The organism is Pseudomonas salmasensis (genome assembly GCF_014268375.2).
In the GTDB taxonomy this organism is placed as follows: Bacteria; Pseudomonadota; Gammaproteobacteria; order Pseudomonadales; family Pseudomonadaceae; genus Aquipseudomonas; species Aquipseudomonas salmasensis.
In genome coordinates this window covers 1684404-1701233 of record NZ_CP077083.1, presented here as the reverse complement: position 1 = coordinate 1701233, position 16830 = coordinate 1684404, and the positions used below count along the sequence as shown (strand labels likewise).

Below are 16830 nucleotides of genomic sequence, written 5' to 3'. Positions count from 1 at the left end.
AACCTGTTTCTTCAGTTAGAGACGTCAGCAATGGCTTGAGCCAGCAACGTCAACCGCGTCGCATCAACCCCAGCCACATTAGCCCGCCCCGAACTGACCATATACACACTGTGCTTCTCGCGCAGTTGCTTGACCTGCTCGGCACTCAAGCCGGTATAGGAAAACATCCCACGCTGCGCGCCGATATGCGCAAAGCGCTCGGCCAGCCCATGGGGCGCAAGCGCTTCCACCAACCCGGAACGCAACTGGGCGATCCGTGAACGCATGGCCTCGACTTCCTCGCTCCACTGCTTTTTCAGCTGTGCATCACCGAGGATGGTCGCCACCACGGCGGCGCCATGATCCGGTGGCGTCGACCACAGGTTGCGCGCGATATTCGCCAATTGGCTACGTACATCGGTGAGCTTTTCGGCATCCGCCGCACACACAATCAATGCACCCACGCGGTCGCGATACAGGCCGAAGTTCTTCGAGCACGAACTGGTAATCAGCACTTCCGGCAGCTCGGCGGCAAACAGGCGCACCGCCCAGGCGTCCTGCTCCAGGCCGTCGCCAAAGCCCTGGTAGGCAAAGTCGATCAGTGGCAGCAACTGGCGTTCCCGCACGATCTGCAACACCTGGCGCCAGTCATCCTGGGACAGGTCAAAGCCGGTCGGGTTATGGCAGCACGCGTGCAGCAATACCACGTCGCCCTTGGGCACGCTGGACAGGGTTGCCAGCATCGCCGTCACGTCCAGGCGGTTGTCGCTGCCCACGTAAGGGTAATGACTGACCTTGAGCCCGGCCTTGGCAAAAATGGTTTCGTGGATCGGCCAGGTCGGGTTGCTCAACCACACGCCACGGCCCGGCAGGCTGTGGGCGATAAAGTCGGCGCTCAGGCGCAGGGCGCCGGTGCCGCCTGGGGTTTGCGTGGCGCCAGCACGGCGGTCGCGCAGCAAGGCTGAGTCGGCGCCGAGCACCAGTTCGCTGATCAGGCTGCCGAAGGCCGCATCGCCATGGCCGCCGATATAGGTCTTGGTCACTTGGGTGTCGACCAGGCGCTGTTCCGCCAGTTTCACCGAATGAGGAATCGGCGTCAGTCCCTGGTCGTCCTTATAGACACCTACGCCCAGGTCGAACTTGTTCGGGTTGGCGTCCTGAGCATACAGGTCCATCAGCCCGAGGATCGGGTCGCCGGGCACGCGGTCGATGGCATCGAAATGCATTACTTACGGCCCTCGGCAGTCTTGGCCACTTCGTCGGTGCGCGCGGCCATGATGAAGTCGTTGCGGTGCAGGCCCTTGATGGAGTGGCTCCACCAGGTCACGGTGACTTTGCCCCACTCGGTGAGCAGGCCTGGGTGGTGGCCTTCGGCTTCGGAGATTTCACCCATCGCGTTGGTGAAGGCCAGGGCGAATTTGAAGTTCTTGAACAGGAAAACCTTTTCCAGCTGCATCACGCCGTCGCGCACTTCGATGTTCCAGTCTGGGATCTGCTTGATCAGCACCGGCAGTTCTTCATCGCTGACTTGCGGGGCATCGGCGCGGCAGGCTTCGCAGTGGGCTTGGTTCAAGGTGGTCATGGAAGGTGTCCTGAATTCGAATGATTGAAGGTCAGTGGCGTTACCCTAAAGCAACGCGGGGCCAGGGAACAGACTCACCTGGCCTTAAAACGTAAGGTTCACGCGGCTTTGGGCTTGGGTGGAAATTTCGGTGCGTGCAAGCCCAGCGCCATACCACGCTCGACCATGCCCATGATGTCTTCCTGCGCCACGTCGAACAGGCGCTTGAGTTCGGGCAAGACGAAGTACAACGGTTGCAGGATGTCGATGCGATAGGGGGTGCGCATCGCTTCCAGCGGGTCGAAGGCCTGGTGCTCGGGCTCGTCCGACAGGCAATACACACTTTCTTTAGGTGACGACAGAATGCCGCCACCGTAGATGCGCCGGCCCTGGGGCGTGTCCACCAGGCCGAACTCGATGGTCATCCAGTACAGGCGCGCCAGGTACACCCGTTGCTCCTTGGTGGCCGCCAGGCCGAGCTTGCCGTAGGTGTGGGTGAATTCAGCGAACCAGGGGTTGGTCAGCAGCGGGCAGTGGCCAAAGATCTCGTGAAAGATATCCGGCTCTTGCAGGTAGTCCAGTTCTTCACGGGTACGAATAAAAGTCGCCACCGGAAACTGCTTGCTGGCCAGCAATTCAAAAAAGGTCTGGAAGGGAATCAGCGCCGGCACGCGGGCGACTTGCCAGCCGGTGGTGTCGGCCAGCACCTTGTTGATTTCGCCCAACTGGGGAATGCGGTCCAGGGGCAGGCCGAGCTTGTCGATACCGTCCAGGTATTCCTGGCAGGCGCGGCCCTCGATCACTTTTAACTGGCGAGTGATCAGGGTATTCCACACCGCGTGTTCTTCGGGCGGGTAGTGGATAAAACCTTGCGCATCGGGCTCGCGGGCCACGTAGTGCGTCTGCTTCATACGGCTCTCCTGCTAGGCATTCGTTCTTGTTATGTCCTGGGATGCCTCTATTGATAACCGGATAGGCGCAGGATTCCATCAGCCTTTAGCGGATGCATGTAGGAAAAATTACCGGTAATCGTAAAGTATTCGTTACGATAGGCCCGCTTGTCGCAGCTATAGGCTGGGAATAGCTGCCGCACTGTCACATAATCTTGACGACTATCTGCGCCCAGCGACAAAAAGACGCGGCGCCTACTCCCTTTTCGAGTTTTTCCATGCGTATCAAAGTGCACTGCCAGAACCGCATCGGCATCCTGCGGGACATCCTCAACCTGCTGGTGGAGTACGGCGTCAACGTCGCCAAGGGCGAAGTCGGCGGTGAGCATGGCAACGCCATCTACCTGTTCTGCCCCAACCTGGTGAATATGCAATTTCAGGCGTTGCGCCCGCAGTTCGAGGCGATTGCCGGGGTGTTTGGCGTCAAGCGGGTAGGGCTGATGCCTAGCGAGCGTCGGCATATGGAACTCAATGCATTGCTCGGCGCCCTGGAATTTCCGGTGCTGTCCATTGATATGGGCGGCTCCATCGTGGCCGCCAATCGTGCGGCGGCGCAGTTACTGGGTGTACGGGTGGATGAAGTGCCGGGGATTCCCCTGTCGCGTTACGCCGAGGATTTCGACCTGCCGGAACTGGTGCGCGCCAGCAAATCGCGAATCAATGGCCTGCGGGTCAAGGTCAAGGGCGACGTATTTCTGGCGGACATCGCGCCCCTGCAATCCTCCGAGCACGACGACAGCGAAGCCATGGCCGGCGCCGTGCTCACCCTGCACCGCGCCGACCGTGTCGGTGAGCGTATCTATAACGTGCGCAAGCAAGAGCTGCGCGGTTTCGACAGCATCTTCCAAAGCTCAAAGGTCATGGCCGCAGTGGTGCGCGAAGCACGGCGCATGGCGCCGCTGGATGCGCCACTATTAATAGAAGGCGAAACCGGCACCGGCAAGGAGCTGTTGGCCCGGGCCTGCCACTTGGCCAGCCCGCGCGGGCAATCGCCATTGATGGCGCTCAACTGCGCGGGGTTGCCCGAGTCGATGGCCGAGACCGAACTGTTTGGCTACGGCCCCGGCGCATTTGAAGGGGCGCGGGCCGAAGGTAAATTGGGCCTGCTTGAGCTGACGGCGGGCGGCACCTTGTTTCTCGATGGCGTGGGGGAAATGAGCGCGCGCTTGCAGGTCAAGCTGCTGCGCTTTCTGCAGGACGGCTGTTTTCGCCGGGTGGGCAGTGATGAAGAGGTGTACCTGGATGTGCGGGTGATCTGCGCGACCCAGGTGGATTTGTCGGAGCTCTGCGCCCGGGGTGAGTTTCGCCAGGACCTTTATCATCGGCTGAATGTGCTGTCGTTGCATATCCCGCCGTTGCGCGAATGCCTGGATGGCCTCGCGCCGTTGGTCGAGCATTTTCTCGACCAGGCCAGTCGGCAGATCGGTTGCCCACTGCCCAAGCTGGCACCTGCCGCCATGGACAAGCTCAACCACTACCACTGGCCGGGCAATGTGCGGCAACTGGAAAACGTGCTGTTCCAGGCGGTGTCGTTGTGTGAGGGCGGTACGGTCAAGGTTGAGCATATTCGCTTGCCGGATTATGGCGTGCGCCAGCCGCTGGGTGATTTTTCCCTGGAGGGCAGCCTGGAGGATATCGTCGGGCGCTTTGAGAAGGCGGTGTTGGAAAGCCTGTATGCCGAACACCCGAGCAGTCGCCAGTTGGGCAAGCGCCTGGGGGTGTCGCACACCACCATTGCCAACAAGCTGCGTGATTACGAAGTGCTCAAGGCTGATCGTAGTTAAAACGGTGGGAGCTTGCTCCCGTGACGGACTGACAGCCGACATCTATCTACCTGAAACCCCACGATCCAGCTGTGGGAGCTGGCTTGCCTGCGATGGCGGCCTGACAGTCAACACAGTTGGACCGGGTACATATCCGTTATTTAGGTAACGGCCACTTAGGGTTCCGCTCTGACAGCGGCTCACTTTTGAACAGCCGGAATGCCGGCCCAGACAAAAGTAAGCAAAACGCTCTTGCCCCACCACTCGGCACCTCGCCTAGGCTCGGTGTGCCCGTAATTCGCCAGTGATTTGGGAGGGCCGCCGCCACGCGCCATCCATGGCGCGGGGCGGCTAAACCGGCATCCCTGCCGGTTTACCCCCCAAATCCCTGTCGAATTCCGGCCAGCGTGGTTTAACGGGGCGCCTGAGATCAAAAGCAGATCAAGAGCGGCTCGCTTCGCATCGTGGAGTGTGTGGCCGGGCGCGGTTAACTGTGGGAGCTGGCTTGCCTGCGATAGCGGCCGGTCAGCTTGCACCTCTATTACTGACCCACCGCTATCGCAGGCAAGCCAGCTCCCACATTGGTTGGGTATTACCCACGAAATCAGCGCCCGGCATCAATCCCCTGTGGGAGCGGGCTTGCTCGCTCCCACATTTGAGCTCTGTCGTTTTTCAGGCCGGTGTTTGCCGCAGGCGGCAGTAGTCCGCCGTTTTTTCGACTGTTTCTCCCCTACCAATTTCACATACCTCCACGAAACCCCCGCCCCGCCTGGACTTGCGCCTCTTTTAAAAAGTTGGTTCGCAAATTGCTTAAGCCTCCTCAGTACAGCGGTGGGCGGCAAGCGTCCGTCAGAAAGAGGATAGAGCGTGGACAAGTACCTTTATGTGGCAATGACCGGCGCCAGCCAGAATGCACTGGCGCAGAAGGCCCATGCCAACAATCTGGCGAACATTTCCACCAACGGTTTCCAGCGCGACCTGGAGCAGGCGCGTTCGATGCCGGTGTTCGGTGACAGCTTTCCGGCGCGGGCGTTTGCCATGACCGAGCGGCCGGCCACTGACTTTTCTCCGGGCGCGATGATCGAAACCGGCCGTGACCTGGACGTAGCCGTCAGCGGCGACGGCTGGATGGCGGTGCAAACCCCCGATGGCGGCGAAGCCTACGTGCGCAGCGCCAGCATGAACGTGGATGCCCTGGGCGTGCTGCGTGCTGGCAACGGTATGCCGATCATGGGCAACGGTGGCCCGATTGCCGTGCCGCCCCAGCAGAAAATCGAAGTGGGTTCGGACGGCACCATCAGCATCCGTGCCATGGGCGAAGGCCCGCGGGTGATGGCGGAAGTGGACCGTATCAAGATGGTCCAGCCAGACCTCAAGAACATGACCAAAGGCCTGGACGGCACCATCCACACCAAGGATGGCCAGCCGGCCCAGGCCGACGCGAACGTGCGGCTGACCTCGGGTTTCCTGCAGGCGAGCAACGTCAATGCCGTGGAAGAAATGACCGCGGTTCTGGCGCTGGCCAAGCAGTTCGAGCTGCACATCAAGATGATGAACAGCGCTAAAGAAGACGACCAGGCCATGACGCGCGTCATGCAGATGAGCTGATTCAAGCCCACTAACCAATTTGCAACGCAGCGCCAACCATCCGGCGCACGAAGGAGAACAGCATGCTTCCGGCTCTATGGGTTGCCAAGACAGGCCTGTCCGCCCAGGACACCAACCTGACGACCATTTCCAACAACCTGGCAAACGTGTCGACCACGGGCTTCAAACGTGACCGCGCCGAGTTCCAGGACTTGCTCTATCAGATCAAGAAGCAGCCTGGCGCCCAATCGACCCAGGACAGCGAACTGCCGTCGGGCCTGCAACTGGGTACCGGTGTGCAGATCGTCGGCACCCAGAAAAACTTCAGCGCCGGTAACCTGCAGCAAACCGGCCAGCCCCTGGACATGGCGATCAATGGCCGCGGCTTTTTCCAGGTGCTGCAACCGGATGGCACCACCTCTTACACCCGTGACGGCACCTTCCACCTGGACTCCAACGGCCAGATCGTGACCGCCAACGGTTTCGCCCTGGAGCCTGCCGTAGTGGTGCCGCCAGACGCCAAGACCTTCACTGTCGGCAACGACGGCACCGTGTCCATCACCGTCGCTGGCAACCCGGCGTCCCAAGTGATCGGCAACCTGCAAACCGCCGACTTCATCAACCCGGCCGGCCTGCAGGCGATGGGCAACAACCTGTTCCTGGAAACCGCCTCCAGTGGCGCGCCGCAAATCGGCACCCCTGGCTTGAACGGCTTCGGCACCACGCTGCAAAGCACCCTGGAAACCTCCAACGTCAGTACCGTTGAGGAGATGGTCAACATGATCACCACCCAGCGCGCCTACGAGATGAACTCCAAGGTGATTTCTACCGCAGACCAGATGCTTTCGTTCGTTACGCAGAATCTGTAATCAGTCTATGGGGCGCCCTTGAGGGTGCCTGCAACACCGTGAGGTTAGGGTCATGAATCGCTATGTTTGTGTGTTGGCATTGAGTGGGATCGCCGTGCTTGCGGGCTGTGTCGCCCCCTCGCCAAAGCCTAATGACCCGTACTACGCGCCGGTGTTGCCACGCACGCCGCTGCCGGCGGCGGCCAACAATGGCTCGATCTACCAGGCCGGGTTCGAGCAGAACCTGTACAGCGACCGCAAGGCGTTCCGGGTCGGTGACATCATCACCATCACCCTGAACGAGAAGACCCAGGCCAGCAAGAACGCCAACTCGCAGATCGGCAAGAACAGCAAGACCAGCATCGGCCTGACCTCGCTGTTCGGCGGCGGCCTGAACACCAATAACCCGCTGGGCAGCGGTGACCTGAGCCTGGACGCCGGCTACAGCGGCGACCGTGCCACCAACGGCAAGAGCGCGGCAGGGCAGGGCAACAGCCTGACCGGTTCGATCACCGTGACCGTCGCCGACGTATTGCCCAACGGCATCATTGCCGTGCGCGGTGAAAAGTGGATGACCCTCAACACCGGCGACGAGCTGGTGCGCATCGCCGGCATGGTTCGCGCCGATGACATCTCCACCGACAACACCGTGCCGTCGACGCGCATTGCCGATGCACGCATTACCTACTCGGGCACGGGTTCGTTTGCCGATGCGAGCCAGCCGGGCTGGTTCGACCGCTTCTTCCTCAGCCCGCTGTTCCCTTTCTAGGTGGCCATTTTGAAGTTCAAACAGCTGATGGCGATGGCGCTCTTGTTGGCCTTGAGCGCTGCGGCCCAGGCCGAGCGCCTGAAGGACATCGCCAGTATTTCCGGCGTGCGCTCCAACCAGTTGATCGGCTATGGCCTGGTGGTGGGGCTCAACGGTACGGGTGACCAGACCACCCAGACGCCGTTCACCCTGCAAACCTTCAACAACATGCTCTCCCAGTTCGGTATCAAGGTACCGCCTGGCTCGGGCAACGTGCAGTTGAAGAACGTCGCGGCAGTGTCGATCAGCGCCGATCTGCCCGCGTTCGCCAAGCCGGGGCAGGTGGTGGACATCACCGTGTCCTCCATGGGTAACTCCAAGAGCCTGCGCGGCGGCACCTTGCTGATGACGCCGCTCAAGGGTATCGACGGCAACGTCTACGCCATCGCCCAGGGCAACCTGGTGGTCGGCGGTTTTGATGCTGAAGGCCGCGACGGCTCGAAGATCACTGTCAACGTGCCGTCGGCCGGGCGTATCCCCGGTGGCGCCACGGTTGAACGCACCGTGCCCAGTGGTTTCAACCAGGGCAACAGCCTCACCCTGAACCTCAACCGCTCCGACTTCACCACCGCCAAGCGCGTGGTCGACAAGATCAACGACATGCTCGGCCCTGGCGTGGCCCAGGCCATCGACGGCGGCTCGGTTCGCGTCACTGCGCCTTTGGACCCAAGCCAGCGCGTGGACTACCTGTCGATCCTGGAAAACCTTGAAGTGGACCCAGGCCAGGCCGTAGCGAAAGTCATCATCAACTCGCGCACCGGCACCATCGTGATCGGCCAGAACGTCAAGGTCTCGCCAGCGGCGGTAACCCACGGCAGCCTGACGGTGACCATCACCGAAGACCCGATCGTCAGCCAACCTGGGCCGTTGTCCGGTGGCCAGACCGCCGTGGTGCCGCGCTCGCGCGTCAATGCCCAGCAAGAAGCCAAGCCGATGTTCAAGTTCGGCCCCGGCACCACCCTGGACGAGATTGTCCGTGCGGTGAACCAGGTGGGCGCTGCGCCCGGCGACTTGATGGCGATCCTCGAAGCTTTGAAGCAGGCCGGCGCGTTGCAAGCCGACCTGATCGTGATCTGAGGCCATGGCCATGGATATGCGCAAGAGCGGTATCAGCAGCACGGCGGACTCGGGGTCTTACTCCGACCTCAACCGGCTTAACCAGCTCAAGGTGGGCGACGACAAAAACAGCGAAGGCAACCTGCGCAAAGTGGCGCAGGAATTCGAGTCGCTGTTTTTGAACGAGATGCTCAAGTCCATGCGTTCGGCCACCGACGCCCTGGGCAAGGACAACCCGCTGAACACCCCGGCCGCCAAGCAGTACCAGGAAATGTACGACCAGCAACTGGCGGTGTCGATGTCCCGCGAAGGCGGCGGTATCGGCCTGGCCGATGTGCTGATGCGCCAGATGCAGAAGAACAAACCGGTGGAGGCCCAGGCCGCCACCTTGCAAGGCCCGGCGGCGGATGTGCCGGTGAAGAAAGTCGATGTGCCGACCGAGATTGCCGCCGGTACCCAGGCCGAAGGCCCGTTGGGCCGCTCCAATGGCCAGCGGCCTTTGTGGGCGTATCGCGTGGCCGTGCCTGAGGGCGCCAGTACCCATGCCAACGACATGGAACTGATGAACCAACGCCGTATCGCCTTGCCCAGCAAGCTGGCCGACCGCCTGCTGGCGGGCATCGTGCCGAACGCTCCGGTCGAAGCCAAAGCCGCGCCCCTGCGTAACAGCGCTGCCGACGACACGGTCATCAATAGCAGCGCGCGGAGCTTTGCCGTGCCGAGCGGGCGCATGCAAGTGTATGGCCGCGCCATTGCCCAGCCACCGCTGGCGCCAGCGAAGAAAGCCTTCAGCTCCCAGGATGAATTTGTCGCCACCATGCTGCCGATGGCCAAGGCCGCCGCCGCGCGTATCGGTATCGACCCCAAGTACCTGGTGGCCCAGGCCGCGCTGGAAACCGGCTGGGGCAAATCGGTGATGCGTGCCGAAGACGGCAGCAGCAGCCACAACCTGTTCGGCATCAAGGCCGGCCAGAGCTGGCAGGGCGGTCAGGCCCGGGCGATCACCAGCGAGTTTCGCGATGGTGCGATGGTCAAGGAAACGGCGCAGTTCCGTTCCTACAGCTCCTACCAGGACAGCTTCCACGACCTCGTGACCCTGCTGCAAAGCCATGATCGCTATAAAGAAGTTGTGAAATCAGCCGACAACCCGGAACAGTTTGTACGCGAGTTGCAAAAAGCCGGTTATGCAACCGACCCGGATTACGCCAGCAAGATTTCGCAGATCGCAAAAAACATGAACAGTTACCAGAACTACGCTGCCGCTGGCGCAACCACACATTTATAAGGTCTGAACCATGAGTTTGCTCAGTATCGGGATGTCAGGGCTCAATGCCGCTCAAGGATCGTTGTCGGTCTTGAGTAATAACATCGCCAACGTGAATACCCCGGGGTACTCGCGTCAGCAGACCACGCAAAATACCAACGCGTCGAACCCGTTCGGCGGCGTGTACATCGGCAGCGGCACCACCCTGGCTGATGTGCGCCGGGTATACAACGAGTACCTGGACACCGCTTACCAGAACAGCACGGCGCTCAATAACGACGCCAAGGCGTACCTGGACCAGGTCGGTGCCGTCGACAAAGTGTTGTCGGACAAAACCACCGGCCTGTCCTCGGTGCTCAGTTCGTTCTTCGCCACCCTGCAAACCGCCGCGTCCAACCCCAGCGACCTGTCGGCCCGCCAACTGCTGGTGACCAACGCCCAGACCCTGAGCAGCCGTTTCAACGCGATCTCCACGCAGTTGACCCAACAGAAAGAGACGATCAACAACCAACTGAGCAGCATGAGTGACCAGGTCAACCAGTTGACCGCCTCGATTGCCTCCCTCAACCAGCAGATCTCCCAGGCCCAAGGCAGCTCCAACAGCGCCCCGGCCAACCTGCTGGACTCGCGTAACGAGGCAGTACGCTCGCTCAATGAGTTGATTGGTGTCACGGCCACCGAGAAAAACGGCCAGTTCAGTGTGACCACCGGCAGCGGCCAGTCCCTGGTGGAGGGCGGGATCTCCAACAAGATTTCCGCCGCGCCAAGCAAAACCGATAACAGCCAGTACACCATCCAGCTGGACATGAACGGCACCACCCTGGACCTGGGCTCGGTGATCAGCGGCGGCAGCATCGGCGGCCTGTTGCGCTATCGCAGCGATGCCTTGATGCCGGCCATCAATGAACTGGGCCGTATCGCCATCGCCACGGCAGACACGCTCAACAACCAACTGGGCCAGGGCCTGGACCTCAACGGTGACTTTGGCGTTTCGCTGTTCAAAGACATCAACAGCGCCGCCGCCATTGCCTCGCGCAGCCAGGGTGCCTCGGGCAACAGCGCCGGCGCGGGCAACCTGAACGTGACGATCAAGGACAGCAGTCAGTTGTCCACGTTTGACTACACCGTGACCTTCAGCGACAAGACCGATCCTAACAAGATCACGGTGTTGCGTTCGGACGGCAAGGCCATGGGCACCTTCGACATGAGCGCTACACCGCCGCCGACCCTGGATGGCTTCACCCTGGCGCTGGACGGCAAAGGCACCATGGCGTTTGGCGACAGCTTCAAGGTCAGCCCCACCGCCACGGGCGCCAGCGGTATTGGCGTGGCGCTCACCGATGCAAACAAACTGGCGTTCGCCGGCCCGTTGGCAGGTACCAGCAGCACGACCAACAGCGGCACGGGCACCTTTACCCAGCCGGCCTTGACGGTGCCTTTGGATATTCATGGCGGCACCGACACCGCGCAGTTGCGCGCCGGTATTGAAAACTCGATGCCGGTGAAGATGGTGTTCGGCAAGCCTGCCGCCGACGGTACGCAGTCCTATACCATCAACGATTCCAAGGGCAATCCGATTGGCACTGGCTCAATCATTCCTGGGCAGGGCAACAAGATCACCGTGGACGTGCCGATGCGCGACGCCAGCGGTGCCGCCATCCCTGGCAAGAGCTTCAAGTTCGACACCACCGTCAACGGCTCGCCGGCAGACGGCGACAGCACCACCTTCGCCTTCAACAGTGGCGGCAAGTCCGACGGCCGCAATGCCCAGGAACTGCTGAACCTGCAAACCAAGGCCACCGTCGGCATGGGCGACGGCAACGGGGGCACCAGCCTGGTGGGCGCCAACAGCAAGCTGGTCTCGACCGTAGGTGCCAAGGCCAGCCAGGCCGGGGTCGACACCGCCGCCACCGGCGCGTTGCTCAGCGCCAACAAGGAAGCACGCAACTCGGTATCCGGGGTCAACCTGGATGATGAAGCGGGCGACATGATCAAGTTCCAGCAGTACTACACCGCGTCGTCGCAGATCATCAAGGCTGCGCAGGAAACCTTCACCACACTGATGAATGCTCTTTAAGGGAGGCTGGGACGATGCGTATTTCTACACAGCAGTATTTTGAGACCAGCTCTGCCAAGTACCAGAGCAACTATTCCAGCGTGGTCAAGGCCCAGGACCAGGCCAGCTCCGGCGTGCGCGTGCAAACCGCCGCGGATGATCCGGTGGCGGCGGCGCGGTTGTTGATGTTGCAGCAGCAGAAAGACATGCTGGCGCAGTTCAATGGCAACATCGACACCCTGAAAAACTCGCTGACCACCCAGGACGGCGTGCTGGAAAATATCAATATCGCGATTCAACGAGCCAGTGAGTTGGCGCTCAAGGCGGGTAACGTCGGCATCAGCGACGCTGACCGCAAGTCGACGGCCGCCGAGATTGGCGCCATTGAAGACCAGGTCCTGGGCCTGCTCAATACCAAGGACGCCAGCGGTAATTACTTGTTCTCCGGCAGCAAGACCGACACGCCGCCCTACGCCCGCAACAATGACGGCACCTACAGTTACCAGGGCGATGACACGCCGCTGAGCCTGAAGATCGCAGAGAACCTGTCGGTTGCCATGGGCAATACCGCCAAGAGCATGCTTGAAAGCTCGGCGAATACGGGCCGTACGCAAACCGCGCCGATCCTCGTGCCGCCAGCAGTCGACGATGGCAAGGTCACCGTCTCTGCCGGGCTGATCGCAGCCAACAGCAGCTATAACAGCAGTTTTTCCGATGGTCAGCCGTATAAGCTGACCTTCACCAGCAGCACCCAGTACGTCGTCACGGACAGTGCCGGCAAGGACATCACCTCGGAGATCCCGGGCAACGGCACTTTCGATGCCACCAAGGAAGGCGGTTCGACTATCAGCCTGCGCGGGGTCAAGTTCGACATCGGCTTGAACCTGGGCAAAGACGCACTGGGCAAAGACATACTGCCTGGCGCGCCGTCGGACGCCATCGTCAAGGACCGCGAGTTCAGCCTGTCGGTCAAACCAGACACCTTCAGCGTTTCGCGCACCCCGAGCAATCCGTCCACCGCGCAACTGAGCGGTGGCACGGTGAGCGATCCGGCGGCTTACGCCAGCACCTTTCCCAATTCGGGCGTGATCGTGAAGTTCGGTGCCGCTGGCGCCTATGACCTGTATGCGCAGCCGTATAGCGCAGACAGCAAATCCATCGCCAGTGGCACCCTGGCGGCCGGCGCAACCACCATCACGGCGGCAGGGGTGACCTTTGATGTCACCACCGCACCGGCGCCGGCAGCCGGCGACCAGTTTGCGATCAGTGCCACCAGCAACAAGAACGAGAACGTCCTCGACACCCTGAGCCATCTGCGCAAAATTCTGGAAACGCCATCAGACGGCAATCCGGCGGCGCAGAAGGAGCTCAAGGATGTGGTGGCCAAGTCGATTGGCAACTTGACCAATGCCTACGGGCAGATCGACCAGGCGCGTGGCTCCCTGGGCGCGCGCCTCAATGGCCTGGACATTCAGTCCAAGGAAAACGTCAGCCTGGACCTGGCCAATACCACCACCATGAATGCCCTGGGCAATGTCGACTTCGCCGAAGCCGCCGTCAACCTGAGCTTGCAGCAAACCATGTTGCAGGCTTCGCAACTGGCCTTCGTGAAAATCTCGCAGTTGAGCCTGTTCAACAAGATGTAAACGGCGTTTCGTCAAGCGGCCCGCTCTGGAAACAGGGCGGGCCGTTGTCGTTTATGGGGCTTAATTGTTGAAACGTTTTGCATAAACCACGCAAAATTGAGTGACCTGTGAGTCATAAAGCGCATCTTCACTGTATCGTGTGAAAAGGATAAGTCGTCACAGGGCCTTCATCGGGCGGCTTTCAGCGAGATTTTCATGGGGTTATCCCCTTTATTGTCAGCACTCCCGGCGCAGCCCGAGGGGTGTTCTCCAGCTATTTAGTATTGGGAAGCCACAATGATTGGCATAAAAAGCATCGCCAGTTACGTGCCGGCAGACGGGATCGATAACTACGCCCAGGGTGCCAAATTCGCCAAGGATGAAGAGTTCATCATCGGCAAGATCGGTTCGGCGTTCCTGCCGCGTAAGGAAGCTGCACAGGAGACTTCCGACCTGTGCGTCGAAGCCGTCAACGCATTGTTTGCCAATAACCCGGATTTAAAGCGCGAGTCCATCGACGCGCTGATCGTCGTCACCCAGAACGGCGATGAAGAGGGCTTGCCCCACACTGCCGCCATTGTCCAGGACAAACTGGGCCTGCCGACTCACGTGGCCGCCTTCGATATTTCCCTGGGCTGCTCCGGCTACGTCTACGGCATCTACGCGATGAAAGGCTTTATGGAAGCCGCCGGCCTGAAAAACGGCCTGCTGATCACCGCCGACCCGTACTCCAAGATCGTCGACCCGGAAGACCGCAACACCACCATGCTGTTCGGCGACGCCGCCACCGCCACCTGGATGGGCGAAGATGCGCCATGGTTGCTGGGCAAATCCAAGTTCGGCACCGACGGTTCCGGCGCACCGCACCTGAAGGTCAGCGACGGTGTGTTCTTCATGAACGGCCGCCAGGTGTTCAACTTCGCTTTGCTCAAGGTGCCGGCGCACTTGCACGAGCTGCTCAAAGAGTCGGACCTCAAGGCCGATGACATCGATGCGTTCTGCATCCACCAGGGCAGTGCGGCCATCGTCGACGCCGTGGCGCGCCGCTTTGAAGAAGCGCCGGTGGACAAGTTCATCAAGGACATGGTCGAGACCGGCAACACCGTGTCGTCGAGCATCCCGCTGCTGCTGGAAAAGCACGTGATGGACGCCACCTGGAAGCGCGTGGCCATCAGCGGCTTTGGCGTGGGCCTGTCGTGGGGCTCGGCGATTCTTTATCGCCCGTGATGCTTTAGCCGCTGCACAAAAAACGCCGATGATTCCACGATCATCGGCGTTTTTTTTTGCGCCCCCCCTGTAGGAGCGAGCTTGCTCGCGAAGAACCTGAGAACGCCGCGTGCATCCTGAATGCCCGCGTCATCGTTAACGTTCTTCGCGAGCAAGCTCGCTCCTACAAGAGCGAAGTTTTGGCGCCAGTAACCCGTGATTACGGGCGTTTCACGCCTCTATAAGGCCTTGAAATACAAGGGCTGGCACAGGGCTACTAAAAAAAATCAAAAAAATCCTCAAGCAACCGGCTACCACGACGATAACTATTACGTAGGTTCTCTAGGCCACACCCGGCGGTCGCCAGGGCCGGAAGCCGCAGTATCCAAACCACGAGGATTTCGTCATGGCATTATCAGTAAACACCAACATCACCTCCCTGGGTGTCCAGAAGAACCTGAACAAAGCTTCCGACGCTCTGAGCCAGTCGATGAACCGTCTGTCCTCCGGCCTGAAAATCAACAGCGCCAAAGATGACGCTGCCGGCATGCAGATCGCTAACCGTCTGAACAACCAGGTCAAAGGCCTGAACGTTGCCATCGCCAACGCCAACAACGGCGTGTCGATTGCCCAGACCGCTGAAGGCGCGATGCAAGAATCCACCAACACCCTGCAGCGTCTGCGTGAACTCGCCCTGCAAGCGGCCAACGGTGATAAAAGCGACGCTGACCGTGTTTCCCTGCAGCAAGAATTCACCGCTAAAGTGGGCGAGCTGAACCGTATCGCCAGCACCACCACCTTCGGTGGTCGTAACCTGCTGGACGGCTCGTTCAGCAACGTAGCCTTCCAGATCGGCGCCAACGCCAACGAGACTATCTCGTTCGGTATGACCGACATCAGCTCGACTGCGCTGAAGGGTAACTACAAAGAAGCGGCTGTAAATGGCACCGCGATGACTGGTCTGGCTGCTACTGCTACTGGTTCGGTTGTGGCTGATAAAGCTGTCGCAACTGGTTCTGCTCCTGCCACCGTTCTGGCTGGCGAAGCCATCAACATCAACGGCACCGATATCACTCTCGGTACTGGTGCTGCTGGTACCGCTGCTGCTACCTCTGCTGTAGCTGCCATCAACGCACAAACTGCAACTACTGGCGTAACCGCTAGTGCCGATGCCACCGGTAAAGTAAGCCTGGTTTCCGACAAGGCTATCGTTCTGGCAGCACCGACTGCCGGTACTAGCGGTCTGGGCGCTCTTGGCCTGACTGCCGGTACCGAGGCAGTTTCGAGTGACATGACTGCTGCCGGTTCGATCTCTGTAAATGGTAACGCTGTAGCTTGGGCTGTTGGCGATACCAAGGCTTCCCTGCTGACCAAGCTTGAAACCGCAGCTGGTGGTACCGCTACTGGTGCTTCCGCTACCTTCGGTGCGGACGGTCGTTTCAAAGTCACTTCGGGTAACGGCGCTGACATCAAGCTGGCCAACACCTCCGCCGGTTCCCTGTCCCAACTGGGCCTGTCCGCCGGTACTACCCAAGCCAAACTGACCGCTGACACCTCGATCGACGTGAACGGCGTTGAAGTCAAGTTCAAGAAGGGCGACACCTCTGACGCGATCGTAGCTTCGATCAACAGTGCCAGCACCGGTGTTCAAGCCAGCAAAAACGCTGACGGTACCCTGAACCTGTTCGCTGACAAAGACATCACCATCAAGGACGGCAGCGCCGGTACTGGCCTTGCTGCATTGGGTCTGACCACTGTTGCTGCTGCCGGCACCAAAACCGCCGTCACCATGGAAACCAGCGTTTCCGACCTGAACATCCTGACTGCCGCTTCTTCGCAGCAGGCTATCCAGGCTCTGGACGACGCCATGCAGCAAATCGACAGCCAGCGTTCGCAGCTGGGTGCCGTACAAAACCGCTTCGCCAGCACCGTGGCCAACCTGCAGAGCATTTCGCAGAACTCCTCCGCTGCCAAAGGCCGCGTAGAAGATGCTGACTTCGCTTCTGAAGCCGCTGAGCTGACCAAGCAACAAACCCTGCAACAGGCTTCCACTGCGATCCTGTCCCAGGCCAACCAACTGCCATCGTCTGTTCTGAAGCTGCTTCAGTAATAGCGCTAGCGGTTAAA

13 protein-coding genes are annotated in these 16830 nt (G+C 60.5%); 10 read left to right on the top strand and 3 right to left on the bottom strand.

Features of this window, described 5'->3' with window-relative positions; genetic code table 11:
• Nucleotides 1-11: 11 nt before the first annotated feature.
• The 3 genes from HU731_RS07380 to phhA form a co-directional block, all read right to left on the bottom strand.
• Nucleotides 12-1205: an amino acid aminotransferase gene (locus HU731_RS07380; RefSeq protein ID WP_186606859.1), complete on the bottom strand. Its 1194-nt coding sequence runs from the start codon at nucleotides 1203-1205 to the stop codon at nucleotides 12-14.
• Nucleotides 1205-1561 carry a 4a-hydroxytetrahydrobiopterin dehydratase gene (locus HU731_RS07375; RefSeq protein ID WP_003192995.1) on the bottom strand — a complete coding sequence of 119 codons (357 nt, stop codon included), beginning with the start codon at nucleotides 1559-1561 and terminating at the stop codon, nucleotides 1205-1207. Before HU731_RS07375 ends, HU731_RS07380 begins: the two co-directional genes overlap by 1 nt.
• 98 nt (nucleotides 1562-1659) lie before the next feature.
• Nucleotides 1660-2451: a phenylalanine 4-monooxygenase gene (phhA, locus tag HU731_RS07370; RefSeq protein WP_186606858.1), complete on the bottom strand. Its 792-nt coding sequence runs from the start codon at nucleotides 2449-2451 to the stop codon at nucleotides 1660-1662.
• 257 nt (nucleotides 2452-2708) lie between these two features.
• On the opposite strand from phhA, the gene HU731_RS07365 reads away from it, so the two are divergent.
• From HU731_RS07365 to HU731_RS07320, 10 genes are all read left to right on the top strand, one after another.
• The gene (locus HU731_RS07365; protein ID WP_056786456.1) at nucleotides 2709-4274 is read left to right on the top strand and encodes a sigma-54-dependent transcriptional regulator; all 1566 of its coding nucleotides are present in this window, start codon (nucleotides 2709-2711) and stop codon (nucleotides 4272-4274) included.
• An 846-nt stretch (nucleotides 4275-5120) separates the two neighbouring features.
• Nucleotides 5121-5861: a flagellar basal-body rod protein FlgF gene (locus HU731_RS07360; RefSeq protein ID WP_003192988.1), complete on the top strand. Its 741-nt coding sequence runs from the start codon at nucleotides 5121-5123 to the stop codon at nucleotides 5859-5861.
• A 62-nt stretch (nucleotides 5862-5923) separates the two neighbouring features.
• Entirely contained in the window at nucleotides 5924-6709 is a 786-nt protein-coding gene (flgG, locus tag HU731_RS07355) for a flagellar basal-body rod protein FlgG (RefSeq protein ID WP_003192986.1), read from the top strand.
• Between the two features lie 52 nt (nucleotides 6710-6761).
• Nucleotides 6762-7457 carry a flagellar basal body L-ring protein FlgH gene (flgH, locus tag HU731_RS07350; RefSeq protein WP_032895934.1) on the top strand — a complete coding sequence of 232 codons (696 nt, stop codon included), beginning with the start codon at nucleotides 6762-6764 and terminating at the stop codon, nucleotides 7455-7457.
• Nucleotides 7458-7463: 6 nt separating this feature from the next.
• Nucleotides 7464-8573, top strand: a complete 1110-nt coding sequence (locus HU731_RS07345) for a flagellar basal body P-ring protein FlgI (protein WP_186606875.1) — start codon at nucleotides 7464-7466, stop codon at nucleotides 8571-8573.
• Between the two features lie 4 nt (nucleotides 8574-8577).
• Nucleotides 8578-9837: a flagellar assembly peptidoglycan hydrolase FlgJ gene (flgJ, locus tag HU731_RS07340; protein ID WP_186606857.1), complete on the top strand. Its 1260-nt coding sequence runs from the start codon at nucleotides 8578-8580 to the stop codon at nucleotides 9835-9837.
• Between the two features lie 10 nt (nucleotides 9838-9847).
• Nucleotides 9848-11893: a flagellar hook-associated protein FlgK gene (gene flgK / locus HU731_RS07335; RefSeq protein WP_186606856.1), complete on the top strand. Its 2046-nt coding sequence runs from the start codon at nucleotides 9848-9850 to the stop codon at nucleotides 11891-11893.
• Between the two features lie 14 nt (nucleotides 11894-11907).
• Nucleotides 11908-13518 carry a flagellar hook-associated protein 3 gene (locus HU731_RS07330; RefSeq protein ID WP_186606855.1) on the top strand — a complete coding sequence of 537 codons (1611 nt, stop codon included), beginning with the start codon at nucleotides 11908-11910 and terminating at the stop codon, nucleotides 13516-13518.
• Nucleotides 13519-13794: 276 nt separating this feature from the next.
• On the top strand, nucleotides 13795-14724 hold the full coding sequence (locus tag HU731_RS07325) for a ketoacyl-ACP synthase III (RefSeq protein WP_032895938.1): 930 nt from the start codon (nucleotides 13795-13797) through the stop codon (nucleotides 14722-14724).
• A 385-nt stretch (nucleotides 14725-15109) separates the two neighbouring features.
• Entirely contained in the window at nucleotides 15110-16813 is a 1704-nt protein-coding gene (locus HU731_RS07320) for a flagellin N-terminal helical domain-containing protein (protein WP_186606854.1), read from the top strand.
• The last annotated feature ends 17 nt before the right edge of the window (nucleotides 16814-16830 follow it).